The organism is Jeotgalibacillus sp. ET6, assembly GCF_029667115.1.
Lineage (GTDB): Bacteria > Bacillota > Bacilli > Bacillales > Jeotgalibacillaceae > Jeotgalibacillus.
The window spans coordinates 1-26,070 of sequence record NZ_JARUIU010000012.1; the positions used below are offsets into that span (position 1 = coordinate 1).

Sequence of the window (26,070 nt, forward strand, 5' to 3'; positions counted from 1 at the left end):
GGTTGCCTTTGCACTTGTTCCTTTGCTGCTAATATTCGTATTATTTCAGTTCACTTTATTAAATTTGACTAAAGAACGGATTATTCGAATTCTTTATGGATTTGTCCTCACATTTTTTGGTCTATCATTTTTCCTGCAGGGTGTTCATGTGGGATTTATGCCTGTTGGAGAAATGATGGGTGAGACACTTGGTGACAGGTCCTCTACTTGGCTTTTGATTCCTATCGGCTTTATACTCGGTTTTGTTGCCACTTTTGCAGAGCCTGCGGTAAGAATTATGAACGAAGAAGTAGATAAAGTAACGGGAGGCTCCATTTCAGAAAACGTGATGCTTTACACGATTTCAATTGGGGTTGGGGTATCCATCGCGCTGTCAATGGCACGAATTTTGTACGGATTTTCATTGTGGTGGCTGATTTTGCCTGGATATATTATCGCAATTGGATTAATCTTCATTTCAAGAAAAACATTTGTGGCAATTGCATTTGACTCAGGTGGTGTGGCAACAGGTCCTATGACAGTTACCTTTATTACCTCAATGGCTGTGGGGGTAGCAGAGGTAACAGATGGAAGAGATCCTCTTCTTGATGGCTTTGGTTTAATTGCGCTGGTCGCACTTGCCCCAATTATCTCAGTTTTGATCCTCGGTCAAATTTATATGAGGAAAGGCGGGAATAAGGCATGAATTTAAACCACAAATTATTTGTAGCTGTTTTAAAACGGGGCAGCTCCCGATCTTTTATTCGCAAGGCTAAAAAAGCCGGTCTTGATGGAGCCACCGTTTTATATGGCTATGGTAAAGGGAAAAACGAAAAAGACAGCTTTTTGGGTGTGAAGCTTGATCATAAAAAAGACATCGTGCTTGCAGCTTATGATGGAAATCTGGAAGATCAAATTATACGTGCAGGGATTGATGCGATCAACCTTGAAAAAAAGGGAAATGGCACAATAGGGTTTGTGATTCATTTATCAAAATTACTTGGGGTTCCCCATCTTCAGGATCGCGCCAATCAGGAAGGAGCATTTCGTGTGAAAGATGAAAGTAAACAGTACCAATTGATTATCACGATTGTTAATTCGGGAGAGTCAGAATCGGTTATCAAGGCCTCTGCACGCGCAGGAGCAGAGGGTGGTACCGTCCTAACTGGCCGGGGCACTGGAGTGAATGAACGCCAGACCTTTATGAAGTTTTCTATTGATCCTGAGAAGGATGTTATTTTAACGATTGTACCTTCTGCCATTACGGATCAGGTGATTGAGGAGATTAACGAGGAAATCAATCTGGACCAGGCAGGAAAAGGAATTTGTTTTCTTGTGGACGTTGAAAAAGTTTTCGGCATCAACCACAGCTCTATGGATCAATCTGATTGAAGCTGACGAGCGTTCAGTAGAAGTAATAAAAGGAAATGGAAGGGAGTTGCAATTAGTGTGAGAGTAGTCATTATAGGAGCAGGTCTAAGCGGACTATTCGCTGCCAAAACATTGGATAAACTTGGTCACAATACGATTATGATTGAAAAAGGAAGAAGCGCCGGCGGAAGGATGGCTACCAGAAGAATTGGTGAGGGCCGAGCGGACCACGGTGCCCAGTTTTTTACCGTCCGCTCAGAAGAACTTCAGAAAATGACTGAGGATTGGCTTGAAAAACACTGGATTAAAAAATGGTTCGGCGATGACTTCCCCAGATACATAGGGGTGGAAGGAATGAATCCGTTTATAAAAAAACTTTCCTCCTCTCTTTCAATTGAACTCAATGAGCGCGCAGTAAATATTTCTTCAGGTCCCATTGGTGTAACAGTTCATACGGAAAAAGGGGAACACTATGAAGGTGATGCTGTGATTCTTACAGCCCCTGTTCCCCAGTCATTAGAGCTGTTGCAAAAATCACCTCAGTTGCTTAACGAAGAGAATGAAAGGCTGCTGAAGTCCATAAGCTTTAAATCATGTTTTACAGGCCTTCTCTCGATGAAGACACCCATCCAGATTGGAAGATCAGGGATACAATCGAAGGATCTGCCTGATGGAGTGGATAAAATTGTGGCAAATGATCAAAAGGGGATTTCTGCTGCTCCCATCCTTTCAGTCTATATGTCTGGTGATTGGAGTGACAGCCATTTTCATTTAAATGATGAATTGGTTCTTGAGAAACTGATTTCGACGCTTCCCTCTTCTGTTACCGGTCAGATTGATAGTTCCCAGCTTAAACGCTGGCGCTATTCTGAAGCTAATGATGTGTTTAGGTACCCTTATATGCGACTTGGCCCACAGCCGGTTTATTTAGCAGGCGACAGTTTTCTCACAGAAAATGATTCGAGCGGCAGAACACGGATTGAAAGTGCCATCCTCTCGGGTATCCGTGCAGGAGAAGCAGTGGCATCAGACTTGTCTAACAACATTTAAAGAGCCTGGGACAAAAGTGTCTCAAGCTCTCTGACCGGTTCACTTCGCTTCAGACTGACGCTTTTCGCAGGCAGAGCCTTATTAGGGAGTTGCCCTGTAATGGCTCTGCCTGTAGGGAGTCGCCGCCTTCCTCTTCGCTCATCTCATACTGGGGGTAGGTGGTGCATCCCTTTTTCTAAACTTTTTCAGTCGTGTCCCTGCCCTTTCCTTCCTATTCTATTTTTACTGACCAATAAGCCCCTTTGTCGATATGAACAAATGGAATATCTGTATCAATGTCACCTGTAATTTTTTCAATCAAAATGTCTTCCCCATTCAGCCATTCTCCAAAGTTAAATTCACTCGGCTCCTGGTCTCCTCCAAGTGCAAACCAGATTTTCATTTCACGCGGCAAATAGCCGGAGGTGTGAATGGTACCTGCCCAATCCCTGTAAAGCTTAGAAAATACACCTTTATCCGTATCATTCATAAGTCGGAAGGCTCCGTATGGGGTCGTCACTTCATTGCGCTGGGAACGGATTGCCTCCATCCTTTTGATTGAATCTACAAGATGATAGCGATTTTCTTTCTTCATAATTTCAAAATGGTTTGTACATACATCTGAATGTCTGACCTCTACTCCTCTCGGGGATGTTTCGATCACAAAGGACTGATTGGTTTTATCGAATACTGTGTAGCTGAACGAATGGCGGTGAGGAATTTCTTTCAGCATCTGTACAGCTTCATCAACGTTTGAACATGATTCAAGAATCATACGCCCAATTGTGCAGCAGATAAAACCATCTCCCGGCCGTTTCCGGTTCATAAAATTATATCCGATGGAAAGACCGTGCTCATTCATTCCATCCATCCGTCCTGTAATCCGCTGAGAAGGACCTGCTATGGCATAGCCGCTATCGGTGGGCTGATAAAATATAAAGCGCCCCTCGTAGGTTTTTGGCATATAGTCATAGTTCCTAATCATGTAGCCATCCCCGGTCATAATTGAACAGCCTGAACGGTTATAATCAACTCTGTAGCCGCCAAACTCCATCATGACACGGTCCATTGGCCAGTCCAGGGCGTCTCGTATTCCAAGTAACTCTTCCCATAATCCGGGGGTGAATCTCCTAATCGCTTCTTTCACTTCCCCTTCTTCCACTTCAAATCTGGGCTTGCGAACTTTCCACTGTTTTTCCCTGTTCTCAACTGTCAGGGAATCCCGCAGCAGCCTCCCCTGAAAGAAGCCAAAATCATAATGTGTACCGCGGTACTGCAAAATATCACTATGTACTGTTTTCATTGTTTTCAACCCTCTTTTATCTGTTTCATTATAGTAGACAGTTTAAGGGAAATTGTGGGACAGGTAAAGAATATGTGCTTAACTATAAAGCAGGATTAAATAAAAAAAGAGCTTGGGACAAAAGTGTCTCAAGCTCTACGACCGGTTCACTTCGCTTCAGGCGGACGCTTTCCGCAGGGACGGCGCTGAGCCCTCCTAAAGGCTTCGCCTTGCGGGGTATCAGCTTGCCGTCATATCCTGCAGAAGTGGCCACCCTCCGCTCCGCTCACCTACAACTACTAATAAATAGTTCCTCATTTTTTAAACTTGTTTGAGTTCTGTCCCAGCCTCATTCATGGACATGGAACCATTGAGGTCATGTCCCCAAAAAACGCTAAAGCATCTTCACCATTTGCTTCATAGCACCAAGATGATAGGCAGTGTGAGCCAAGGAACCTAAAACCTCGTTTGTGTGGATATCAATGGATTTCATTCGATCCACGCCTTCAAGTAATTTTTCGTATTCTGTGCGAAGCTCCTGCTGTATCCTTTTCCACTGATCATCAGATACATGTTCAATCTTCCAGCTTTCTTCCCAATTCATTTCAGGATTTTCATTGCTGTTTAAGATCTCATTTGTTCCCCATACGTAATAACGGACATGATCGGCATGCGCTGCAAGAGTGGTTCCATTAATGGTAAGGGATGCTTTTTCGGCTGACATGGTTTCAAGGAGACCAAAAATGCCGGAATCAGGCTCTGAATTAACAAAGTAACTGCCCCCATCATGCGGGTCAGCCGGTCCTTCAAATACTTCCTGAATCATTCGCTTTGCTGACATTACCATTGGATGATGACTCATATGATCCCTCCAGTACACATTGACTTAACATCGTGTTCTTTTTAAATACCCTCATTTATAAAAATTCACACGTCCACTCTTTCATATTTTTTCATTCATTCCTTTTATCCCCAAAAGTATGACTTAGAGGTTATTTCAAAAACATATCCTCTACCCGCTTTTTATAAGGGGTGCGGTCATAGATCTGATACAATGTGCTCGATAGACGAGCAGGATCCCCAAAGAAAAAACGCTCATATAAGGTTTGCCTGGACCCGAATTCACTCATGCATGTATCCCAGGCAAGCCTGAAAAGTTTTACACGGCTGAATGCATCCCTGGTTTTAGACTGCAGATATTGATCCAGATCTCCACGGATTTCCGACTGAAAATCGGCTTCTGTCGGAATTGCGACCATACCGCTTGCTCCAAGCAGCTGAAGAATCTCAGTCAGCCGGGGGTATATGCGTGGAAATGTATTAATGGCTGTATAAAGCGGATTGACATCAGGAAGCATAAATCCATGGTCCATAGAAGCACCCGTTTCAGAAGCCTGCAGCAGAGCTTTCATGGTCTCAAGCGCAACAATAATTTCAGAAACCTTTTCACGAACATGTAAAAAGTCGCCAATCTGTATGCTGTCGACCATCAGCTGTGCGACTCCTAAAATAAATTCAACCTTGACGACCTGTCTTGAAGCTACCTGATGAAGAGCAAGCTGAGCATATGCGCCTTTTTTGGAAAGAACGTCTGTCGCTTCAATATTTTTAAAATGAAAAATCCTGTTCCAAGGGACGAGTACGCGATCAAAAATAACCATTGCATCGCTTTCTTCAAAGCGGGAGCCCAGAGGAGAATCAAAGGTGGATTCCGTATGGCAAAAAGGCTGCCGGCAAATAAATTTTATGCCTTTTGTATTGCTTGGAATGGAGAAAGAGTAAGAATAATTTGAATCCAGCATGCCTGCTGGAGAATACACAATAATTTCATCTGTTATTCCCCCCTGCGTTGCCAGCAGCTTTGCGCCATGAATGATGATCCCCTCATCTGTGCGATCCACGATTTTTGCTGCTATAATCTGATCGGGCATTTCTAAATACTGATAGGGTGCACGGTTCACTTGCGGGTCGATAAAGGTATGTGTAAAAGACCAGTCGTTTTCCCTGGCCTGCTCAAAAATTGAAAGAATATTCTCAGGATAGCAATTTTCCCTTTCCTCAAGCAGATAAGAAGATGCCACAAGAGACACCAGCACGGTATTCATATAATCCGGACTTCTTCCCATCATGCCTGCATGCGTCCTCGCCCATTCCTGAAACATCAACCTTCGCTGAAGCAGATCTTCTTTAGATACAGGCAATAAAAACGAAGCACCTACCTGCTTGCCTGTCTGTGGTGAACGAAATGTCATCATCTCTTTTATTGATTTCTTATGCTGCAAATCATAAAGTGCTGCCTGGCTTTTCATAACCCCTTTAAAGGCAGGATGTTTTGAAATATCCCCTTTCACCCGGCTGCCATTAATCCAAACCTCACTTTGCAATCGATTGATTCGATTTATATATTCAGCTCCTGTTATGGCGCCCACAAGCTTTCCCCCTTTACAAATGGTGCCTGCTTACAAATAACTCCACCCCGCTGTCTTATTACCATATTTTTATTCACATGAACTATTCATAAGCGTTGAAAATTAATGTATGAGAATTAAAAAGAGAGCCTGGGACAAAATTGTCTCAGACTCTCTGACCGATTCACTTCGCTTAAGGTGGACGCTTCAGGGACCGCTCCCTCACCATCGAACTGCCTTGAGCCATTCATTCAAACATTAACCACGTTAGAAAGATTTAATATCTAAAAGATCTTTCGATTTGTCTTGCGATACTGCTTTAATTGAAATCAGACTTACATTTTGTTTACTATCTTCTCCTTCTCTTTCAGGATATGTTTCATCCTGTTCCGTTACGGTAATGGAAATCGTGAAATCATCACCAAGACTTGATGCTTTTTTCAGATTAATGTCTTCCAGCGGAATCAGATAAACTGACTTGCCTGTTCTTAGTTCAATACTTGCCTCCTTATGAGCCTTTTTCAGCTGTGCAACGGCTTTTGATGGGATAGCAACTTCAAGTGAGCCGCCTTCTCCATTCCAATCTGATTCAAGCACGACATGGTTAAGTTGTTCCTTTGATTGAATCGCTTGTGCGAATGCATTTTGCTCAACCTGCATATTGGTTTTTCCTTGACTTACTTTTTCGTTCATTTTATCTTTTCCTACAGTTTCATGATGTTTTTTTCCTTTTCCAGGATGTTTAGGCTTCCCTGGTTTTTTGGTCTTTGTTTCGTCACTAACAGAGTCGAAGATACTATTGGCAAGCAATCTGTAGCTGTATTGCGTATGCCCTCTAAAGGCCAGCTCATTAGCAAAAAGAGTGAAGTCTGTGCTTTCTGTCTCGTGAGTAAAGGCCATTGTTTGACCTTTTGCCCCCTCATTTCCGGGCCACCATCCGGATACATAAAAGTCATCTTCATCTCCAAAACGTGCAAGCACTTCTGCTTTTTCAGGCACAGTTGTGATCCATGAGCCAGTAGCGATATATAGGTAGTCTTCTTTCTCATATCCTGACGTTATTAAGTGGTCTGTCACATCAGCCTTGACTAATCCTTCATGATTCGAGCGGGTATAAGAAAAGTTAAACCCTGGCAATACACCGCTGTTGCGCACTGCGTTTAAAGCTGAGACACCAATTCCTATAAACGCTTTTCCTTCAACTGTTTCTTCTGTAAATGAGCCGCTGTCACTGACAATGACATCAGCTTTTTCCGCATCTACAAGCTCAAATCCCAGCTGTCTAAGCGAGAAATTTAATTGTGCTGACCCTGTTGCGGCCACTTTTGCCTGGGATAAAGCGGTGGTTTTCAAGCTCTTCCCGTTCCCTACTGAAGCTGCTTCAAAATAGTAATCATCAGCGTATTTATGAAGATCCCTTGATTGAATCACGTAATCTCCTTTAGAAGCTTTGCCCTTGCTTTCCAGGACTACTTCTACTTTTTTTCCTTCACGCAGAAGTGTATTCACTAGTTTAACAGTGTCATTGGTGTTGTTTTTCACAATTTGTTTAGGCGGATTTCCTTTTACATCACCATCCGGAAGTGTGACCTCTTTCACTTCCCTGGTGCGGTCTTTAAAGACATTCTCTTCTCGAACCTCAATTACATCAAATCCTCTTAGATCTGGAAAGTTTACAACAATCGGGTCATACATAGCATTCCAGTCTGATACGTTGTCGCCTTCATAGAGGACTGCATTTGCCAAGCCCCGCTTTGCTTGATCCATCGGCACAATAAAAGTACCTTTTGGATACGAAGTCCCATTAAGTTTGGCTTTAGTCGTGAGCTCCTCTACATGTATCCCATTGCGAATAAGATATTCTGCCATTTTATGTGCCTCGAGCACATTTTTCTGCACATCCTCAGTGTTGGGAATAACATAATACTCAGGGAAAAAATTGTCGTTGCCGTTTCGGTTTCGTCCAATGGATTCTCCTTCTGCGTTTACTAAATATTCATCCACTGAACGATCATCCTGCCCTTTAACACCGCGTTCGAAAATTTCCAATTGATCCTTAAACAGCTCATCCTTATTTTCTGCTACAAAAAGTGCAGAACCTAATCCAACCCCTACCATTGCATCAAAAGAATCCTGGCTCAACGCCGGCACTTCTACGGTATGACCCATCGAACCGTGAAGCATTGCATACATCGCTGTATAGGCAGGTGTCATATCATCCCAGCCATCTTCCCACTCCAGCTGTGGAATAAAATAAGAGGTTAAATCAGAATTCCCCACACCAGCACGTCCCATGGCATCAGCCTGGTTCAGCATATTGCCTATGAGAAGATCATACTCAAAATTCGGATTGTGGGGCGGTGTGCCCGGTTCGATCAAAAAGCCATCCACATACCCATGCATATCGATAAATGATAATGGCGTCCATTTGGCAATCTCTTCTGTCACATGCTGCGTTTCAACCTGTGTTTGATTTGTATTATCCCGATTCAAATCAAAACCTTCAGCATTAGCCCGCGTATTTGCTGCTCGTCCATCGGGATTATTGGTAAACATATATAAAAAGATTGCATCATCAAGAACTTCATCCACTTGAATCGTTTCTTCTATATCATTCCCTTCTTCATCTGTATTCGTAAAGGAAACCTCTTCATCAAGTGCGAATTTTTCCAGCAGTTCAATCTGCGCATCCACACCTTCCACTTCATCCGGGTGAATATTATTAAACCAGATTGGAACCTGGTAATCTTCCATTTCTCCATTTTCGAGTTTTTCAAGCAAACTCTCAGGATCATCAAGTGCCTCAGGGAGCGTTTCGTTTAAATATGTATCTACTGCTTTTTCATCTCTTGCTAAAATGACAAAATGAAGATCTCTGCCCTCTACTGACTCACCAAGCTTTTGATACTCCAGGTACCGGTCGTTGCTTTGGCTGCTTTTTGCTTCTTCGAAAATTTCATCGATTTCAGGTTTTAGTTCATCATAGAATAAAAATTCATCGTATACATTAAGTGAAACGTCAGTTGCTGCTTTTACGCCACTCTCTGAATTGATCACAGCAAGTTCATAGTCACCAATGAACTGCTGATACTGTGTACGTATGGTACGATTGGACAAGTCAGAACGATCGTACAATAGACCGAATTCAATTGTTGCAGTCATTTCAGTTGAACCTTCTGTATACTCGGGTCCTTCGACTACTTTAATAAAGGGCTCCCCGTTGTAATCAGTGCCTCCGCTCCATTTTTTCCATTCTGAAAGATCCTTTCCTCCAAATTGGAAGGTTAATTGATCAGCATTTACCTCTTTGCCAAAGTCTGCTCTTACCTCTACTGTTCTGGCCTCTGTCATGGAAAAGACAGACCTGCTTACATCCAAAGCTATTCCTTCACTTGCTTGAACACTGGTTGTCCCACTTTCTCCAAAAGCTGTCGAAAAAAGAAGAATAACAGCGATCAACGCTGCTGCGGAGCGTAAAACCAAATTTTTCATCAAATTCTCCTGCCTTTCGCTATTAAATAAGCATTTAATTATGTATGTAATATAACAGAAAATTTCGATATCCGTAGTAACTCCTTGAATTTTTTCATAAAACCGTTCTTTATAACTGAATAAAAATACAATCATTAGTTCAAATCCAGGGGGATAATAGTTATATTTTACAAAAAATTTAACCGGATTTGCGGCTGGACCGTATCCTTCTTCCATACATATTTGAACGTAAAAAAGAGATACTATCCCTATCTGTGCTTTATTGGGAGAGGAGTTTTACTTATGTCCGTTTTAGAATTAATTCTGAGAATCATGCTCTCCTTTTTCGTGCTATTAATTTTGACCAGGCTTATGGGAAGACAGGAAATCTCTCAACTGACTTTTTTTAATTTCGTCTCAGGTATTGCTATTGGTTCTATAGGTGCGAACCTTGCGATTAATCCGGACGTACCTTTACGGAACGGTCTAATTGGCCTTATTTGCTGGAGCGCGATTACGATTGGGCTGGAATGGCTTGATATTCAAAGTCCAAAAATCAGATACGCTTTGGACGGTGAACCAAAAATATTAATTAAGCAGGGAAAAATAATGGAAAAAGAATTAAAAAAAGCACGTCTTGATTTAGACGCGCTGCTTGCTCTTTTAAGGGACAAAGACATTTTTAACCTGTCGGATGTTGACTACGCCATTTTTGAAACAAACGGAAATCTTTCCGTATTGAAAAAAAGACCGCCTTTGAAAACCTCTGAATCACAGCATCAGAACGCAATGACCACAACATTACTATCAGACGGAAAAATCCATCATGAAAATTTAAAAAAGTTGAACCGTTCTGAATCATGGCTTCACGGGCAGCTGCAGATTTCAGGGGTAAAATCACTGTCAGATGTTTTCTACGCAGGACTGCAGAACGACGGTACTTTGTATGTAGATTTTAAAGAAGATGGAATGCCGAAATAATCAGACCATGCTAAACAAAGCTTATTCTTTTCTCTGAAAAGGATGGATCAAACGGCTGGCAATTTTCAAGCCGCTTATCTTTTTACTTAATAAAAGTCTCTTAATCAGAGGCTGGCGGATGGATGCAGCCAGAAAATCAAGCTGTTTATTATTGAGCTGTTCAATACCCCTCCTTAATGTAAGTGAATCGTGGTAGCTCTTATACAGCGGACGGACAAGATCTTCATACCTTCCTTTTCCTGCAATATCATGGGCTGCGTATATACCGGTCAGCATTGATTCAAATTGTCCAAAACCAAAGAATGGCATGATTGACCCAAAACAATTTCCTACGAAAAATGTGTTGCCGATCCTTGGAGTTACTGTTTTGCCAATCTGGTAATCCTCGAGTTCAAACGTGCTGATGATTGAAAGCTTCTGATTGAGTTTCCTGCAGCATTCAAGAAAAAATCTTTCCCACAGATCTTCCTTTTTCAGCATCTCATTTTCCGGATACTGAGGATACACCAATATAAGCGATGCTTCCTGTTCGGAATGCGGCAGCAAATACCCCATTCCCTTTGGTGCATAGAGATTGTTAAAAAATGTGTGAACGACTGTTGCATCAAACTTGCCTTTAACGACAGCACCGATAAAACGAACAGATAAAGCTCTGTGATAAGGCTGTAATTTTTCTGTGTCTGCTGCGTCACCCGTTGCTAAAACAATATGAGTATACGATCTTGATAATTCACTATGGCTGACATTTTGATGGATCTGAATTTCACCTTGCAGCTGATCTGCCAATTGCTTCTCAAATGACAATGCATGCTTTCCCCGTATATTAATGAAACCTAAGCTGCCTTCTATGGAGGAGCACTCATTTTCTGTCCAGATCCATGTTTTCTGAATGTTACTTGCGGGTTTTAAGTCTATAGCGTGTTCTTCTGAAAGATATCGAACCGCATCATCGAAAGGAGAATGAAACATGGAATAAATGGCTTCAGCATAAACAAAACGATCTCCAGCCATTCCTTTTTTTTCAAATATGTCTGCCTTAAACCCGTGTTTTTCAAGAGTTAGCGCACAGGCGAGACCGGATAATCCCGCCCCGATAATCGCTATTTTCACATAAATCTCTCCTCAATTCTTACTTTGTATTTAGTTTGTATCAAAAGAGAGAGTTCCATTCTAAGTTGAATGAAAAGTTAATCATCCAGTTTAAATGCTGATTGGGAAATAAATTCATCTGCTGATATGGACAACAATTGCTTCATCGACGTTGCTCCTTTTTTTTGAACATAGGAGGAGACAATATGAAAGCCAATATGATATCCAATCCATCTAGGCAGCATTTTACTGCTTGTTCCATATAAGAATTTTTGATGCTGATCTGTTCCCTTACTCAGTAACTCAGGCACAAAAACTTTTTTCCATATCTTCATCCTTTCTTTCAGTGTATATAAACCGGTCCATGGCGCTAAGAACTGCTCCCCTGCCATCTGCTTAACCGCGTATTCTCCGAGTCCTTCAATAATCAGTGATTCTTTTAAGTTCATTTTTTCACTTGGTATATTTAGGCGGTTCAAACGGCAGACGTGATTATATTCATGGGCAAAAATAGCCTTTAAGCTGCCGGATGAAAGCTCGGACGATAAGAATAGAAACATCCCTTCTTTGAATGCTAAACCGTTTTTTTCAAAGGGCTGTTCATCCGTTTTTCTTTTTTTCCTGCTAATTGGAAGAATTATCACAGGACAATCAGGCCCATCCCATCTTTTGACTAATAGTGAGAGTTCTTTTTGGGCTATTTTCCACAGATCACACTGAACTTCTCTTTTTTCAATCATTGAAATGTCTTGCCATTCTTCTGCTTCAAACAGCCCTTGCTTCAATAGAATATTCATTAAGTTTTTTGTAGGGATATGAGGAAAAAAAGATTTCAATGGTCCGCCAATGGCTTCCATTTGCAGAGTAGCTGATCGTTTTCTGTTATTTTTTTGACACTCTTCTATGAATGTCCTTATCCAGACTTTTGTATCAATAATCGGCATCGTTATCTCCTTTTAATTTTCCGTCTACTCATTTACTTTATTCAAAGAAGCCTACTTGGTGAGTTGTAAAGTCTGCATACATCTTTTAAAGCAACAAAAAAATAGACTGTCCTCACGAATCACTTTCTTTCGTGAAGGCAATCTTTTTTATCTCTCACAAATACATAAAGCTGTCTAAGCATACTACTTCTTTTTCTTCAGCATTTCTCCAAGCTGGGTGAGGTCTTTCGGAACTTTTCCGCTTAAAATTGTTTGAACCAGCATGTCTTCTTTTTCTTTTGTCACAGGTTTTTTTGCCATTGAAGATACCTTGCTGATAATTGATCTTACTGTTTTCTCATCTTTAAAATCAGCATCCTTTAACGATTTGGCGAGCTTCAAAATATCATCCATCTTTACACCGGTTTTTTTCTCGATACGATCAAACATATTTCCACATCCCTGTTTTTTGTCATAGGTTTCTGTATAGGATATGAAAAAAGAAAAAGGATGGTATAAGCCTGTATCCCGATTGAATTAAAAAAAGACCAGAGAACTGGTCTAATTTATTTTTAGCAGTAAAGAGTAGCACCAATGATAATAAGCAGAATAAACAGTACTACAATCAAAGCAAATCCGCTGCCGTAGCCTCCGCCACAGCCACCGCCCCAACCGCCGCCATAGCCGCCGTATCCGTACATATATATTCACCTCCAACATGAAATTTGAGGGTTTTAATCACTCTCTATAAAGTATGTAGCTGGAGGTAAAATGTATAGGTATATCACACAAAACAATTTTAAATTCTGTAACATCAGCAAACCAGGGACCGCTCTTATCGGTTAAATTCGATTATATTTCCATCAGGATCCGCGATGAACACCTGATGCCACTCCGTTTTATTCGTCCGTTTATCGAGCAGAGCCACACCTTTTTCGTTCATTCGTTTGAGAAATTCTTCAATATTGCTGACCCGAATAGCAAAATGGCCATCACGCGAGTCAATTTCCGTTGTCCCTCTCAGCGTTTTTCCATCCTCATGAACAATTAAATGAATTTGCGTGGCGCCGACCTGATACCAGGCTCCCGGGAAATCAAACGCCGGACGTTCTGAGCTTTCTGTAAAACCCAAAACCTCTCCGTAAAATTCTTTAGATCGCTCGATGTCCTTTACAAGCAGCGATACATGGTGTATTCCTTCATACATTTTTCAACAGTCCTTTCTTTTTATCATCATGTTATTTCTTATTATAATGGATCCTTCTGAAAGCCGCTTAATATACGATTATTTATGAGTATGCAGGGAATAGAAACGTTAACAGGAGGTGATCGGCGTGCCGGAATGCAGCAACTGCAGCAAGAAGTGGACATGGACAGAATGTTTGAAGCTCTCCTTTAATTTTAACAGGGGATTGTCCTGTCCTCACTGTGGCGTCACTCAATATGCCAACTCACAAGCAAGAAAAAGGTCAGCACTTCTCTCAGGCGTGCTGCCATTTATCATAATCTTTACAAGCACCCTTTTTGATTTCTCTTTTCCAAGTGTTCTGGTGCTTGCTTTAATTCTTTTTATCATTACCCTTATGATCCTTCCATTCACCATCCGTCTATCCGGGAAAATTGAACCACTGTGGTAAGGTGGTCCACCCAAATCTATTCCTTATTTCATACGATCGAAATCCGCAGATACTCTCCTGACTTAAAGCGATAAGTCTGATGGATTAGAAAACTACTGGACAAAAGTGTCTCCCCCGCGTTGTCCGGTTCACTGCGCTTCAGGTGGACGCTTTACGCAGGGACGGCGCTGAGCCTTTCCAGGGCGTTGCCCTGTAAAGGCTCAAGCAACCGTCATATCCCGCTGGAGTCGCCACCTTCCGCTCCGTTCCCCTATTACTATTTATAAATACTACCTCGTTTTTTAAACTTTTTCAGTTTTGTCCCAGTCTCTCTCTTTTTGTGCATATTTTCCTTATTTAATGCGTATGAATAAAGAATAGACCCGAAAAAAGATATTAAAAGGGAGAATTGCCAATGACGGAACAAGAATATATCATCCAAAAAGCGAAAACGATCAAAACAAACCTGACAGACCAAACAGTCTCTCTCATTAAAGTAGTAGAGCTATTTGGGGGATGCCTGGCCACCCAATATCATAAAAAAAGTATATCTCCATCAAAAAACACTCAGGATTGAATGTATTCCTTAACTTAAATAAGCGGAACAAAAAGCCTGGGACAAAAATTGTCACAGGCTTTTTGCTGACTCACTTTATTGTAGACCGGGCAAGGCGATCTGAAATCCTTCTTTTCTGATAGAGCATCGTTGCCGTTTCCACAAGATCCCCCACCATCGAACGATTGGCAAAGGCGCCAAACAAAATACCGGCTACTGGGACCAGCTGAAAAAGTTTCTTCCAGCCAAATTGCTCTGTAAATGTCAGTGTCACTTCCCTCCAGCCCTGAAGCTGTGACATTACTTCCTTTGAAGGATTGCTTCTATTGTCGTAATCAGCCAGCTCCCTTAGGATTGCCTGCTTTCCAACGACATCGGCTGCTGTGAATTGCAGGCATTTCAGCATAAAGACACGCTCTTTTTTATCCTTTGGATTATATCCGTGAAAGATCGCGATCTCCTGAAGTGTTTTCAAGCTTATTGCCAGGACCGCCGGTATATCAAGCACCAGCGTAAACACTCCACCGACCCCTGTCGCTGCACCCTGAATGGAAGCTGTTCTCTTTCTCTGTTCCCCCAGCTCTCCAGCCATCTCCTTCATAAGAAGTATGGGAAGATCTTGTATATCATCATATCCAGCGATAGGTTCGCCCGTTTTCATTTCAATTAAATGAAAGACATTCTTTTCCTTCGTTAAATAGCGGCCGCCGTTTTGAATAAAGCTGCCCATCTCATCAAGAAGATTGGCGATTTTTTTTTGAATAAAAGCAGGAGTTATTTTATCCAAAAAAGCAAATGGAAGCCTGCTCAGTCTTTCCCAAAACCAGACTTTCCCCTGATCTTTTTCCCATTTCTCAATCACTTTTAATTCCTGTTCCAGGATCGTTCGAGATTCTATATGCGCCACCGCCTGTCCTGCGTAATACTTTACATACGGCAGTCCTTACGATGAAGTTTCATTATTTTTTCTAATATTATATTTCCAGGCAAGATCCTCATCAATCATTTTTTTCGCTGCATAGATCAGAACAAATTGAACGACAATAATCGGCAAGCCCATTAATCCTGAAATGACTTCAAGTGGAGCCAGTCCGCCAACTCGCATAAGGATTAGGCTGATCAAGGTAATAACTCCTGCAACTACGATTCTCAGAATTCTCGGAGGTTCATTTTTGCTCATATCACTAGTGCTTGTGTAAGCAGCAACCGTATAGGTAGTTGAATCAAGTGTGGTGGTGAGAAAGATAAGCGCTACGATAATGAACACTCCTATGAAAATTTCCCCAAAAGGAAGTGTCGATAAAATCATAGGAATGGCGGACATTCTTTCTTCATTTTCAACCAGATCAAGTACAGAAACATCTCCTGTCAAATACCGATGAACACCTAAACCGCCAAGGACACCTGTAGCGACCCAGGAGATCATAGTTGGAGCAAGGAAATACGTAAGAATCATCTCCTTGATCGTCCGTCCTTTTGAAATTTTCGCCGCAAACACACTGTGAAGCATGGCCCATGTTGCACTGTAGGCAAACCAGAATACGGTATTGCTTTGAATATGGGAAGCCTGTCCCTGATAGACAGAGTCTGTATTTAGTGATATAGATAAGTAATTTGATAATAGAAAGGATACGCTGTCTGTAAAATAATTTAAAATGAAGACACCAGGACCCAAAACGATAATGAATAAAGCAAATAATCCAGCTAAATACATATTAAAAGTGCTTAATCGTTTAATGCCTTTTTCGATCCCTAAATAAGCGCTGAGTGAAAACAATGCGACCCAGATAAGGGTGACAACAAGAGTCAGCCCAAACGTAACCTCAATTCCAAAAAGCGAAGAAAGATTATATGTGACAATCGGTGCGCCGAGACCTAATGTAACGGCTGCCCCCATTAAAATGCTGACTAGAAATAGGACGTCAAGCGTCTTTCCTGCCCAGCCATCAGTCAGCCTGTCTCCGAGCAGAACACGGCACGCCTCTGAAATACGCATTAATGGACGCTTTTTAACATGCAAAATATATCCCATCGCAGGTGCGATCAAAACAAAGATGGCAAAAACCTGAAATCCCCATAAAAACATACTATAGGCATTTCCCCATAAAATAGCTTCTGCAGATCCCGGATCTACGCCGGCAGGAGGATCATTTGCAACAGAAGTCCACTGCAGCATGCCTGTACGCATAATGGTTGAACCAACACCCATTGCAATCAAAATGGAGGCGTACTCAAATAAAGTAAATCTCGGCTTTTCTGCCGGATCTCCCAGAACCACCTTACCGTATTTTGAAAAAGATAAATACAAGCCTGCTGCAACTAAAATGACACCATACCAAAGATAGCCCCAACTGAACACCTCGACAATGTAATTAAATATTTCATTAAGAACATCCAGGGAGGCTGATTCATACAAAGCGAATGGAATACTGATCCCAATAATAATCAATAATGACGGTACAAAAATTTTATAATCAATCCATCTATCTTTATTCATCGTCTCCCCCTTTTCTAATTATAGGTGCTTTTTCCTATACCCTTTGAGATAGGTAGAAAACGGAAAAATTCTAATTGTTTAAATTTGGAGGGAAACAGGATATCGTGCTGGCTGTCTTAGACCATTCCAACATATGTTAAGTATCAATTAAAAGCATGAGGTTACACACCTGAAGAAAAATTGAAAAATAAAGATAGTAATAGCCCAACTATAAAAAACGGCTTTTACAGCTAAAATGATAAAACAGAAATCTCGCTATCCCTCGGCTGAAGAGAGGTGAATATTCAAAGAGCTTGGGACAAAAGTGTCTCAAGCTCTTTGACCGGTTCGCTGCTCTTCAGGCGGACGCTTCCGCAGGGACGGGGGCTTGAGCCTCTCCAGGCCCTTGCCCTGGGTAGTCTCAGCTTGCCGTCAAATCCTGCAGGAGTAGCCACCTTCCGCTCCGCTCTCCTCTTACTATTGATAAATACTTCTTCATTCTTAAAATACTTTTGAGTTTTGTCCCAGCCTCAGCAGCATATAAGTGTACATAAAAATTTCAATACTACTCATCTTTATCTTGTGATCAATCATCCAATTGCTCGAGAGCTTTTTCTATGTGAACTTCAAGTGCTGGTGCCATTGTCTCAGCATAGGTAGCAGTCAAGTGGTGATGATCCCGGTACACTAAAACATTCCCAATAACTGGAGAACATTCTTCATCATCACAAAAATAGTCTGATAGATCAGCAAATACCACATTGTTTGGTATATCTTCTGTATTCTCCCATGGCAATGTGTCAGACAATGCCTCTGCTCTAGTAATAGAACACTTTTCGGGTGTTTCTTCAATACATAAAGGTGGATCTTCCACCATTCTTGGATTATCACGAATCGCAAAGACCTTGGACACACCTTCAAACTGTTTCCACCTCTCTATATAGCCCTGAGGAATAGTGGATTCTTTGTTAATGTTTGCTGTGGTGATCAGCATGTCGGGTGGATCTTCGAGGAGCGGCTTCATTACTTGTGCATTCCACTCCATACAGGATTCAGACAAAAACCCATCAAAATCGTCCTGTGAAAACCTGCACGCATCTTTATTATAAACATCAAGCTGAAGATTAAGGTTCTGCGCAATTTTTTCTAAAGGAGGAAACCAATGTCCTGAATGACTCCCTCCAACAAGAGCTACAATATATTCCGGATCTTCTGTTTCTCCATAAGAACATTTTGACACTGCGTCATCATCTCTGGCAGTATAACACCCTTCATCATAGTAAAAAGAGGCAAGATCACCTTTTGCATTTACTGCTTCCGGGAGGGGTGCCAAGTCCGGGTTTGCCGGGACATTGTCAGATATCATTCTTGCTCCGGGATAGTCCTCTGCCGGAAGCTCTTCAGCCATACCAGCCTGAGAATAATTGACATACAAGCTCCACGATAAACCCGCTATAATTACGGGCAGCATAAAGGCCGCCAAAATTGCGGACAATCTCCCCTTAGATTGTTTAATATTAATTTTCCTAACTGGAGCCTCAAGAAGTCTAATCGATAGAATGGACAGCATAAATGTGCTTAGTAAAATCATAAAACCAGCTGTATTTGTTACAGTCTCTCTACCGAAATAAGCATAATAGAAAACCAGCAGCGGCCAGTGCCATAAGTAAAATCCATACGATATACTTCCAAAGTACATAAACGGCTTTGAACCGAGAAGTTTTTCTACACCAAATTTACTTCCAGTTTCAGCAGCAATAATAACCAGTATAACCCCGCCAGTCGGCAAGAGAGCAGCGTAGCCTGGAAAAACCGTTGATACAGGTAAAAGAATTCCTGTCAGGGTAATGATCGCGAGACCCAGCCACCCGAGAAAAAAGCTAATCGAAGGTTTAAACTTCAGATACGGAATCAGCAAGGCAAGCATTCCGCCTAAACTAAATTCCCATGCCCTGGCAAATGTGTCAAAATAAGCCCATGGCTGATTTTCTGCAGTAATATAGATGGAATAAGTAAGAGAAGCTGTAAACAGAAGAGTAAGAATGGCTAGTAAAGTCTTTCTCACTGGTGTTTTTAACACTTTCCTGGCAATAAAATAAACCCCAATAATGATAAGGGGCCATGTTATATAAAACTGCCCTTGAATCGATAATGCCCAAAAATGCTGAAAAGGACTTGCAGCATTATTTTGAGCAAGATAATCGACTGCACTATTTGCAAGCTGCCAATTTTGATAATAAAATACGGATGAAAATATTTCTGGAATCGTCTGAACCCAACGCACCTGAGGCAAAATGAATATAGAAGCTGCAGTCGTTACTAAAAGGACTGTGAATGCGATCGGAAATAATCTGCGGCCAAGCCCCAGAAGGTATTCACCTATATTTATTTTCCCCTCCCTCATCATTCTCGAAAGAAGCGAAGTCGTAATTAAATAGCCTGAAACAATAAAAAATACATCCACTCCGCCTGAAACAGAGCCTAACCAAATATGATAAATTGCGACCAGCAATGCCGCAACAGCTCTAACACCTTCTAATTCCGGCCGAAACTTCTTTTCCGGCGATCGTAAATCATTCACCTTACACAACTCCATTTCAAATAGGTACCTATTTCTAAAATAACTTATACAAGTTTAACGCAAGCGTTTAAGATAATTCAATGCAACAATCATAAGTGAGACTATAGCCTTAGCACCCTTGTTAAGAGGCAATTAACGCACTCAATACATCTTATAATACACTTTTTATACTTTAAAAAAACACTTGTATTAAATTACCACAAATACAAAAAAGAGCTTGGGACAAAAGTGTCTCAAGCTCTATGACCGGTTCATTATTCTTCAGGCGGACGCTTTCCGCAGGGACGGCGCTGAGCCCCCTCAGGCTCTGCCTTTCGGGGTCTCAAGCAACCGTCATATCCTGCAGGAGTCGCCACCTTCCGCTCCGCGCACCTATTACTATTAATAAATACATCCTCTTTTTTAAAACTTTTTTGAGATTTGTCCCATCCTTTTCGACCGGTTCACTAACCTTTGAGCGGACGCTTTCTGCAGGAAAGATGTAAAGCATTTCTCTTCTATTTGTTCTATAAAGTCTAAAGCTTCTCTCATATCCTGCTGAAACCGCCGTTTTCCGCTGTATTTGCCACATACGTATGGTAACTACTGCAGCATCTTAAAGGTTTTTCCAGTTATATCCTAACTTTTCTTAATGTTTATATGCGCTTAAGTGAACTGTCCTTTTCCAATACCTCCACATCCACCTCAACAGTATCGGGATACTTGATACCCGCTCCGGTGTTTAAAGCGACTACTGTCTCATTCTCTTTGATCCAGTCCTCCTGGCGCAGCTTTCGGATTGCCGCAAATACCGCTGCTCCTTCCGGACAAATAAACGATCCTTCCATTCTTGCAAGGTTCTGCTGTTCACTAAGCATCACGTCATCGTCGATCGCTACAGCACAACCATTTGTACCATAGATTGCATCAAGAACTAAAAAGTCTCCGATTGCTTTGGGCACATTTATGCCAAATGCGATGGTGTCAGATTTTTCCCAAAACTGAGATTCAGTCTTTTTTTCTTCCCATGCCTTTACAATCGGAGCACAGCCGCTTGATTGAACGGCTACTAAACGAGGCAGTTTGCCAGAAACCCACCCCAATTTTTTTAATTCCTTTAATGCTTTATAAATACCGATGAGACCGACGCCGCCTCCTGTAGGATATAAAATCACGTCAGGCATCGTCCAACCCATTTGTTCAGCTATTTCAAGCCCCATCGTTTTCTTTCCTTCAATGCGATAAGGCTCTTTTAAAGTTGAGGCATCATATAGATTAAATATCTCCACAGCTTCCTTTACTATTTTTCCGGCGTCACTGATTAATCCATTTACTAAATAAAGATTGGCACCTGACATAGCTGTTTCATTTCGGGTAATTTTGGGAGCATCCTGCGGCATGACGATAGTAGCTGTAATACCCGCTTTCGCTCCATAGAGAGCCCAGGCTGCTCCTGCATTTCCATTGGTCGGCATCGCAAATTCCTCCACACCGAGTTCCTTTGCCTTTGAAACGCCTACAGCAGCTCCCCTCGCTTTAAATGTGCCAGTTGGAATCAGTCCTTCATCCTTCATGTACAGCTGCTTTATGTTCATATGTCGTCCAAGTGACGGCATCGCAAGCAGAGGCGTCATTCCCTCTCCCTGCGACACCACATTTTCCGATCGCTCAACGGGCAGCATTTCATGGTATCTCCATAATGTAGATTCGCGTGCAGCCAAATCCTCAGGATGCAGCACTTTTTTCAGAGCCTCCCAATCGTACTCCACTAAAAGGGGTGAACCACATGTACAGAGCTGATACTTTTCTTTAATACTGTATTCACTTTTGCATTTGGCGCAAATCAAATGAGTTACATAACTGTATTTCAACACTGACACTCCATTCAGGAATTAGCTGTGAAAATTCAGACCTGAAGTTACCGCTTCAACATAGCCTGTGCGAACGACAAAATCTCCAAAATGCTCATTTTCCAGACGTTCTTTTGCATAATGAGAGAAAATAGGCTTTAACGTTGCTAGTATTTCTTCTTCCCCGATATTCTCTTTATACATTTTGTTCAGCCTGTCACCTGCAAAACCGGCGCCCAGGTACATATTGTACTTGCCTGGCGCTTTTCCTATAAACGCAATTTCTCCCAGAGCAGGGCGGGAACAGCTATTCGGGCAGCCTGACATGCGAATGACAATTTCTTCTTCCCTAAGCCCGTTTTCATCTAAGATGTCTTCTATTTTATTGATCAGCACCGGAAGATACCGTTCTGCTTCGGCCATCGCCAGCCCGCAAGTCGGCAGGGCAACGCAGGCGATTGAATTTCTTCGCAGGGCAGAATTTTCCCGGCCGTCAGTCAGCCCATACTGCTTTACAAGTTCGTCAATCTTTTTCTTGTTTCGTGAGGATACATTTGAAATGATCAGATTTTGACTTGGAGTTAAACGAAAATCTCCTTTATGAATACGGGCGATCTCACGAAGTCCCGTCATTAATGGGTACGTCTCGGTATCTTTCACTCGCCCGTTTTCAATAAACAAGGTCAAATGCCACTTCCCATCATTTTCAAGCCATCCATACCGGTCTCCATTATGATCAAAATGAAACGGACGTGCTTCTTCCAGGTTCCATCCCAAACGGGCATTTAATTCCTGCTGCAGCCAAGGGACACCATGTCTGTCAATGGTGTACTTGAATCGTGCGTTTTTCCGCTCCGATCGATTTCCGTAATCGCGCTGTATGGTAATAATTTTCTCAGCAATTTCGGGTACCTTGTCTACCGGACAAAAACCGATAACGCGGGCAAGTTGTGGATACGTGGCTGTATCGCCGTGTGTCATTCCCATTCCTCCGCCTGCAGTCACATTAAACCCCTGAAGCTTGCCATCTTCTATAATGGCAATAAACCCCAGGTCCTGGGAATAAATATCAACATCATTTGAAGGCGGGATTGCCACGCCGATTTTGAATTTTCTTGGAAGATACAAAGGCCCGTACATTGGCTCTGATTCCTCTGTTTTACTGCTTTCAATAACCTTTTCTTCGTCAAGCCAGATTTCATGATAGGCTCTTGTTTTCGGCAGAAGATGCTCACTAATGCTCTTAGAGACTTCATACACCTCTGCATGGACATCTGATTGGTACGGATTCGCCGTGCTCATCACATTCCGGTTTACATCGCCGCATGCTGCAATAGTATCCATGAGGGCTTTATCCATTTCCTGAATCGTTTTTTTCATATTCCATTTCAATATTCCATGTAATTGAAAGGTTTGCCTGGTCGTTAATTTCAGCGTGCCATTGCCATGTGTATTCGCTATACGGTCCATTGTCAGCCATTGGTCCGGTGTCGCTACCCCGCCTGGCAGGCGCACACGGATCATAAATTGATATGCAGGCTCTAATTTCTGCTTTTTCCGTTCATTGCGAATATCCCGGTCATCCTGCATGTAACTGCCGTGGAACTTTAACAGCTTGCCATCATCATCCGGGATAGAAGCGGTTAGTCTTTCTTCAAAGCTTTCTGCAATTGTTCCACGGAGAAACCGGCTTCTCTCTTTGATTACTTCCATTTCACTTGGCGGTCCGCCTGGGTGCAGTTGTTCTTTTTTTGTCATCTTAAATCTCTCCTCATTAATTGACATCCAATGGCTTCTGTTTAATAAACATCCCGCAAGTACCGCTTCTGGCTCCGTAAGTCGGCTATATATTCTGCTGCCTGCTCTTCATTTAATCCGCCTTCTTTTTGAATAATCGTCAAAATGGCTTCATGTACATCCTTTGCCATATATTTTTCATCTCCGCAAACATACACATGAGCACCGGCTTCAAGCCATTCGTAAAAGTCTCTGCTTTGCTCGAGCATGCGATGCTGGACATAGACTTTCTGCTCGGTATCTCTTGAAAACGCCACATCCATACGAGTTAACAGCCCATCTTTAAGCCATTTTTGCCACTCGACCTGATACAGGAAGTCGGTAACGAAGTGCTGTTCTCCGAAAAATAGCCATGCATCTCCCTGCGCCTCAATTTCCTCTCTTTCCTCAAGGAAGGCCCTATAGGGAGCAACGCCGGTTCCAGCGCCAATCATGATGATTGGAGTGTCGGCACTCTGTGGCAATCGGAAGTTTGAATTCTTTTGAACAAAAACAGGGAGCTTATCCCCCAGCTCTGAGCGTTCAGCACATTGCACGGAACAAACGCCGCTTCGGCTCCTGCCAAATGAATCATAGCGCAATGCACCAATCGTTAAATGCACCTCATCCGGGTTTGCCTTTAAACTGCTTGCAATCGAATAAAGACGGGGCGGTATTTTTCTGAGAATCTGAGTAAATTCACTGCCGGAGACCTCCCATGGGCCATAATCCTGTGTTAAATCGATGAGATCCCTTCCATAGAGATAGGTCTGCAGACTCTCTTTTTCATCAGGTTCCAACAGCTTTTTCAGCCCCTCATTATTAGTTAGTGCTGCTGCTTTTTCTATCAAATTTTTAGATAGACTTGTAATGTCAAAGGTATGAATTAAGGAATCCCGTAAAGTACTGGTTTCACCTTGCTTGTTAAGTGTTACCGGTTCATTGGGGTTCCATTCGGCTGCTTCAATTAATTGATCAGCCAGCACAGCATCATTTTGAGGAACGATTCCCAAGCTGTCTCCCGGTTCATACGTTAAATTGGACCCTTCAAGATTTAATTCTATGTGGCGTGTTTCTTTATTCGAGCCGCGTCCATTCAGGTTTATATTTTCAATAATTTCAGCCTGAAACGGGTTAGAACGCGAATACGTTTGGGTTGTATCCGCTACTGTACCTTCGTTATGAGAAACTGCTGACTCATCTGTTTGAGCATTTTCTTTCGATTCATTTAATACGTTCAGCACACCATCAAACCAAAGAGAAGCAGGCTCTTCAAAATCTAAATCACAATCCACACGGGGATACATTCTTTCTGCTCCCAGCTCCTCAATCCTTTTATCAAAGTCTTTTCCTGTCTGACAATAAAACTCATAAGAGCTATCCCCCAATGCCAGGACCGAGAAGCGGACGCCATCAAGTTTTGGGGCTCTTTTGCTATGTAGAAACTCATAAAATTCAATTGCATTGTCAGGTGGATCACCATCTCCATGAGTACTCGTAATGAGCAGGAGATCCTCAATTTTTCCAACATTTTTTGGTTTAAACTCATCTAAAGAAAAACGGGATACCGTAAATTCCTCTTTTTTTAATTTTGCTTCTGCATCATCGGCCAGCGCTTCTCCATTTCCTGTATGAGATCCAACAAGAATCGTAACTTCCCGTGCTTTTAACGGGGCTATGACGCCTTGAGCCTCCTTGGCATCCTGAGCTGTCACTTCTGAATGTTGTCCAGCACTTACCGCGGTTAAATAGCCAGTCAGCCAAATTTTCTGATCACTGGTAAGTGTCGGGACTAACCGATTTAATAGTTCTACCTGTTCTTCATTGAAAGGACTTGATTTCACCTGTAACTGCACATTACCCACCTCGTTGCCTTTATTTTCATTACTTAACTCTGCCATCACTTACTAGATGTATGAATCCATAAAAATCAGCACCTATTGCCAGAATACTAAATAGTATGTTAATCCCATAAAATTAGTCGGAAATAAGCGTGTAAGTATAAGTAAAAACGCTGGAGAGAAACGAAAAAAGACCTCATCTGCAAGAAGAAGGTCTAAAATTACAAACATTCTTCTTATCTGCCAGGCAGCAATCGCCTATGGGAATTAGCACCGGGCCTCTACAGGCTGGTTGCTGAGACTTCACAGGGCCGCTCCCTCCGTCTCTCTTGATAAGAACGTATAGAAAAATAATTCGAAAATTTCAATTTCATTCAGTATATTTTATTTGGCGGGTGAATGTCAAATAGGCATTTTCATCGTGAAAAGGAAAAGGTTAGTAAATTAAGAAATTGAGATTTTATCCGTTGACTATTGTCACTTTTTACCGCAGAGAATAATGGACTATTTTTTCCTATATGGCGATAAACTAAATGGAGAAAGTAAGGAGGGGTGGGAAATGTCCTGCTTTGGTGAAAATTTAAAACGAGTACGTGAAGAAAAAAGTATGACGATAGAGGAATTAGCATTGAAAGCCCGACTTGGCGTAAAAACCCTTGAAAATTATGAAAAAAATATCCAGCTCCCTGCTTCACAAACAATTCTTAAGCTTTTAACTGTATTGGATGTTCCTGCATCCGCGCTTCTTGAAAAAAGAAACAATAGTCAATTATCCCAATGAAATGATCGCCTATTTTATAAAGAGCATAGAAAATCTGCTTTACCCCTTTTAAATAGAAGCAAATCGTAATAAAAAAAGAGC

Annotated in this window: 22 protein-coding genes and 1 riboswitch; of the genes, 7 read left to right on the forward strand and 15 right to left on the reverse strand. The window is 41.9% G+C overall.

The features are described 5' to 3' along the window. From P6709_RS18140 to P6709_RS18150, 3 genes are all read left to right on the forward strand, one after another. Positions 1-685 (forward strand): DUF1538 domain-containing protein (locus P6709_RS18140; protein WP_278242340.1); only part of this gene is annotated, 685 nt, incomplete at its 5' end. Then, entirely contained in the window at positions 682-1,371 is a 690-nt protein-coding gene (locus P6709_RS18145) for a P-II family nitrogen regulator (RefSeq protein WP_278242341.1), read from the forward strand. The genes P6709_RS18140 and P6709_RS18145, both read left to right, overlap by 4 nt. A 57-nt stretch (positions 1,372-1,428) precedes the next feature. Then, positions 1,429-2,400 (forward strand): NAD(P)/FAD-dependent oxidoreductase, encoded by a 972-nt coding sequence (locus tag P6709_RS18150; RefSeq protein ID WP_278242342.1) that lies wholly within the window; start codon positions 1,429-1,431, stop codon positions 2,398-2,400. 211 nt (positions 2,401-2,611) lie between these two features. Here the strand turns inward: P6709_RS18150 and P6709_RS18155 are convergent, their stop codons facing one another. From P6709_RS18155 to P6709_RS18170, 4 genes are all read right to left on the reverse strand, one after another. After that, positions 2,612-3,682: a C45 family autoproteolytic acyltransferase/hydolase gene (locus P6709_RS18155; RefSeq protein ID WP_278242343.1), complete on the reverse strand. Its 1,071-nt coding sequence runs from the start codon at positions 3,680-3,682 to the stop codon at positions 2,612-2,614. A gap of 373 nt (positions 3,683-4,055) precedes the next feature. Beyond that, positions 4,056-4,523, reverse strand: coding sequence for a hypothetical protein (locus P6709_RS18160; protein WP_278242344.1), 468 nt, complete (start codon positions 4,521-4,523; stop codon positions 4,056-4,058). Positions 4,524-4,653: 130 nt separating this feature from the next. Continuing rightward, the gene (gene hpaB / locus P6709_RS18165; protein WP_278242345.1) at positions 4,654-6,090 is read right to left on the reverse strand and encodes a 4-hydroxyphenylacetate 3-monooxygenase, oxygenase component; all 1,437 of its coding nucleotides are present in this window, start codon (positions 6,088-6,090) and stop codon (positions 4,654-4,656) included. 246 nt (positions 6,091-6,336) lie between these two features. After that, positions 6,337-9,561 (reverse strand): M14 family metallopeptidase, encoded by a 3,225-nt coding sequence (locus tag P6709_RS18170; protein WP_278242346.1) that lies wholly within the window; start codon positions 9,559-9,561, stop codon positions 6,337-6,339. A gap of 282 nt (positions 9,562-9,843) precedes the next feature. Here P6709_RS18170 and P6709_RS18175 point away from each other — a divergent pair, with 282 nt between their 5' ends. Further along, complete coding sequence (locus P6709_RS18175) at positions 9,844-10,521, forward strand: YetF domain-containing protein (protein WP_278242347.1); 678 nt, start codon at positions 9,844-9,846, stop codon at positions 10,519-10,521. A 21-nt stretch (positions 10,522-10,542) separates the two neighbouring features. Here the strand turns inward: P6709_RS18175 and P6709_RS18180 are convergent, their stop codons facing one another. From P6709_RS18180 to P6709_RS18200, 5 genes are all read right to left on the reverse strand, one after another. Continuing rightward, a complete protein-coding gene (locus tag P6709_RS18180) occupies positions 10,543-11,631 on the reverse strand; it encodes an NAD(P)/FAD-dependent oxidoreductase (protein WP_278242348.1) in 1,089 nt (362 codons plus the stop codon). 77 nt (positions 11,632-11,708) lie between these two features. Beyond that, positions 11,709-12,554, reverse strand: coding sequence for a DUF2268 domain-containing protein (locus tag P6709_RS18185; RefSeq protein ID WP_278242349.1), 846 nt, complete (start codon positions 12,552-12,554; stop codon positions 11,709-11,711). Between the two features lie 183 nt (positions 12,555-12,737). Continuing rightward, positions 12,738-12,983, reverse strand: a complete 246-nt coding sequence (locus P6709_RS18190) for a stage VI sporulation protein F (RefSeq protein ID WP_278242350.1) — start codon at positions 12,981-12,983, stop codon at positions 12,738-12,740. Between the two features lie 122 nt (positions 12,984-13,105). After that, entirely contained in the window at positions 13,106-13,234 is a 129-nt protein-coding gene (locus tag P6709_RS18195; protein WP_278242351.1) for a YjcZ family sporulation protein, read from the reverse strand. Positions 13,235-13,368: 134 nt separating this feature from the next. After that, positions 13,369-13,740 (reverse strand): VOC family protein, encoded by a 372-nt coding sequence (locus P6709_RS18200; protein ID WP_278242352.1) that lies wholly within the window; start codon positions 13,738-13,740, stop codon positions 13,369-13,371. A 127-nt stretch (positions 13,741-13,867) separates the two neighbouring features. Between P6709_RS18200 and P6709_RS18205 the strand changes: the two genes are divergently transcribed. Together P6709_RS18205 and P6709_RS18210 are read left to right on the forward strand one after the other, a co-directional pair. Then, positions 13,868-14,170 carry a TIGR04104 family putative zinc finger protein gene (locus P6709_RS18205; protein WP_278242353.1) on the forward strand — a complete coding sequence of 101 codons (303 nt, stop codon included), beginning with the start codon at positions 13,868-13,870 and terminating at the stop codon, positions 14,168-14,170. Between the two features lie 394 nt (positions 14,171-14,564). Next, positions 14,565-14,726: a hypothetical protein gene (locus P6709_RS18210; protein ID WP_278242354.1), complete on the forward strand. Its 162-nt coding sequence runs from the start codon at positions 14,565-14,567 to the stop codon at positions 14,724-14,726. A gap of 70 nt (positions 14,727-14,796) precedes the next feature. On the opposite strand, the gene P6709_RS18215 is transcribed toward P6709_RS18210, so the two are convergent. From P6709_RS18215 to P6709_RS18240, 6 genes are all read right to left on the reverse strand, one after another. Beyond that, complete coding sequence (locus P6709_RS18215) at positions 14,797-15,603, reverse strand: EcsC family protein (RefSeq protein ID WP_278242408.1); 807 nt, start codon at positions 15,601-15,603, stop codon at positions 14,797-14,799. Positions 15,604-15,648: 45 nt separating this feature from the next. Further along, positions 15,649-17,202, reverse strand: a complete 1,554-nt coding sequence (locus tag P6709_RS18220; protein WP_278242355.1) for a BCCT family transporter — start codon at positions 17,200-17,202, stop codon at positions 15,649-15,651. Positions 17,203-17,767: 565 nt separating this feature from the next. Continuing rightward, positions 17,768-19,762 carry an acyltransferase family protein gene (locus P6709_RS18225; RefSeq protein ID WP_278242356.1) on the reverse strand — a complete coding sequence of 665 codons (1,995 nt, stop codon included), beginning with the start codon at positions 19,760-19,762 and terminating at the stop codon, positions 17,768-17,770. 635 nt (positions 19,763-20,397) lie between these two features. Further along, the gene (locus tag P6709_RS18230) at positions 20,398-21,612 is read right to left on the reverse strand and encodes a threonine synthase (RefSeq protein WP_278242357.1); all 1,215 of its coding nucleotides are present in this window, start codon (positions 21,610-21,612) and stop codon (positions 20,398-20,400) included. 21 nt (positions 21,613-21,633) lie between these two features. Then, positions 21,634-23,349: an assimilatory sulfite reductase (NADPH) hemoprotein subunit gene (gene cysI, locus P6709_RS18235; RefSeq protein WP_278242358.1), complete on the reverse strand. Its 1,716-nt coding sequence runs from the start codon at positions 23,347-23,349 to the stop codon at positions 21,634-21,636. A 41-nt stretch (positions 23,350-23,390) separates the two neighbouring features. After that, complete coding sequence (locus P6709_RS18240) at positions 23,391-25,223, reverse strand: assimilatory sulfite reductase (NADPH) flavoprotein subunit (protein ID WP_278242359.1); 1,833 nt, start codon at positions 25,221-25,223, stop codon at positions 23,391-23,393. A 218-nt stretch (positions 25,224-25,441) separates the two neighbouring features. Further along, positions 25,442-25,547: riboswitch (SAM riboswitch) on the reverse strand. A gap of 220 nt (positions 25,548-25,767) precedes the next feature. On the opposite strand from P6709_RS18240, the gene P6709_RS18245 reads away from it, so the two are divergent. Next, positions 25,768-25,989: a helix-turn-helix domain-containing protein gene (locus P6709_RS18245; protein WP_278242360.1), complete on the forward strand. Its 222-nt coding sequence runs from the start codon at positions 25,768-25,770 to the stop codon at positions 25,987-25,989. The last annotated feature ends 81 nt before the right edge of the window (positions 25,990-26,070 follow it).

What these genes read in the sequence shown, in the direction of transcription:
- P6709_RS18145 (WP_278242341.1), top strand. Translation starts at nt 682, where the DNA reads ATGAATTTAAACCACAAATTATTTGTAGCTGTTTTAAAACGGGGCAGC.
- P6709_RS18155 (WP_278242343.1), bottom strand. Translation starts at nt 3,682, where the DNA reads ATGAAAACAGTACATAGTGATATTTTGCAGTACCGCGGTACACATTAT.
- P6709_RS18160 (WP_278242344.1), bottom strand. Translation starts at nt 4,523, where the DNA reads ATGAGTCATCATCCAATGGTAATGTCAGCAAAGCGAATGATTCAGGAA.
- P6709_RS18170 (WP_278242346.1), bottom strand. Translation starts at nt 9,561, where the DNA reads ATGAAAAATTTGGTTTTACGCTCCGCAGCAGCGTTGATCGCTGTTATT.
- P6709_RS18175 (WP_278242347.1), top strand. Translation starts at nt 9,844, where the DNA reads ATGTCCGTTTTAGAATTAATTCTGAGAATCATGCTCTCCTTTTTCGTG.
- P6709_RS18185 (WP_278242349.1), bottom strand. Translation starts at nt 12,554, where the DNA reads ATGCCGATTATTGATACAAAAGTCTGGATAAGGACATTCATAGAAGAG.
- P6709_RS18190 (WP_278242350.1), bottom strand. Translation starts at nt 12,983, where the DNA reads ATGTTTGATCGTATCGAGAAAAAAACCGGTGTAAAGATGGATGATATT.
- P6709_RS18195 (WP_278242351.1), bottom strand. Translation starts at nt 13,234, where the DNA reads ATGTACGGATACGGCGGCTATGGCGGCGGTTGGGGCGGTGGCTGTGGC.
- P6709_RS18200 (WP_278242352.1), bottom strand. Translation starts at nt 13,740, where the DNA reads ATGTATGAAGGAATACACCATGTATCGCTGCTTGTAAAGGACATCGAG.
- P6709_RS18210 (WP_278242354.1), top strand. Translation starts at nt 14,565, where the DNA reads ATGACGGAACAAGAATATATCATCCAAAAAGCGAAAACGATCAAAACA.
- P6709_RS18220 (WP_278242355.1), bottom strand. Translation starts at nt 17,202, where the DNA reads ATGAATAAAGATAGATGGATTGATTATAAAATTTTTGTACCGTCATTA.
- cysI (WP_278242358.1), bottom strand. Translation starts at nt 23,349, where the DNA reads ATGACAAAAAAAGAACAACTGCACCCAGGCGGACCGCCAAGTGAAATG.
- P6709_RS18245 (WP_278242360.1), top strand. Translation starts at nt 25,768, where the DNA reads ATGTCCTGCTTTGGTGAAAATTTAAAACGAGTACGTGAAGAAAAAAGT.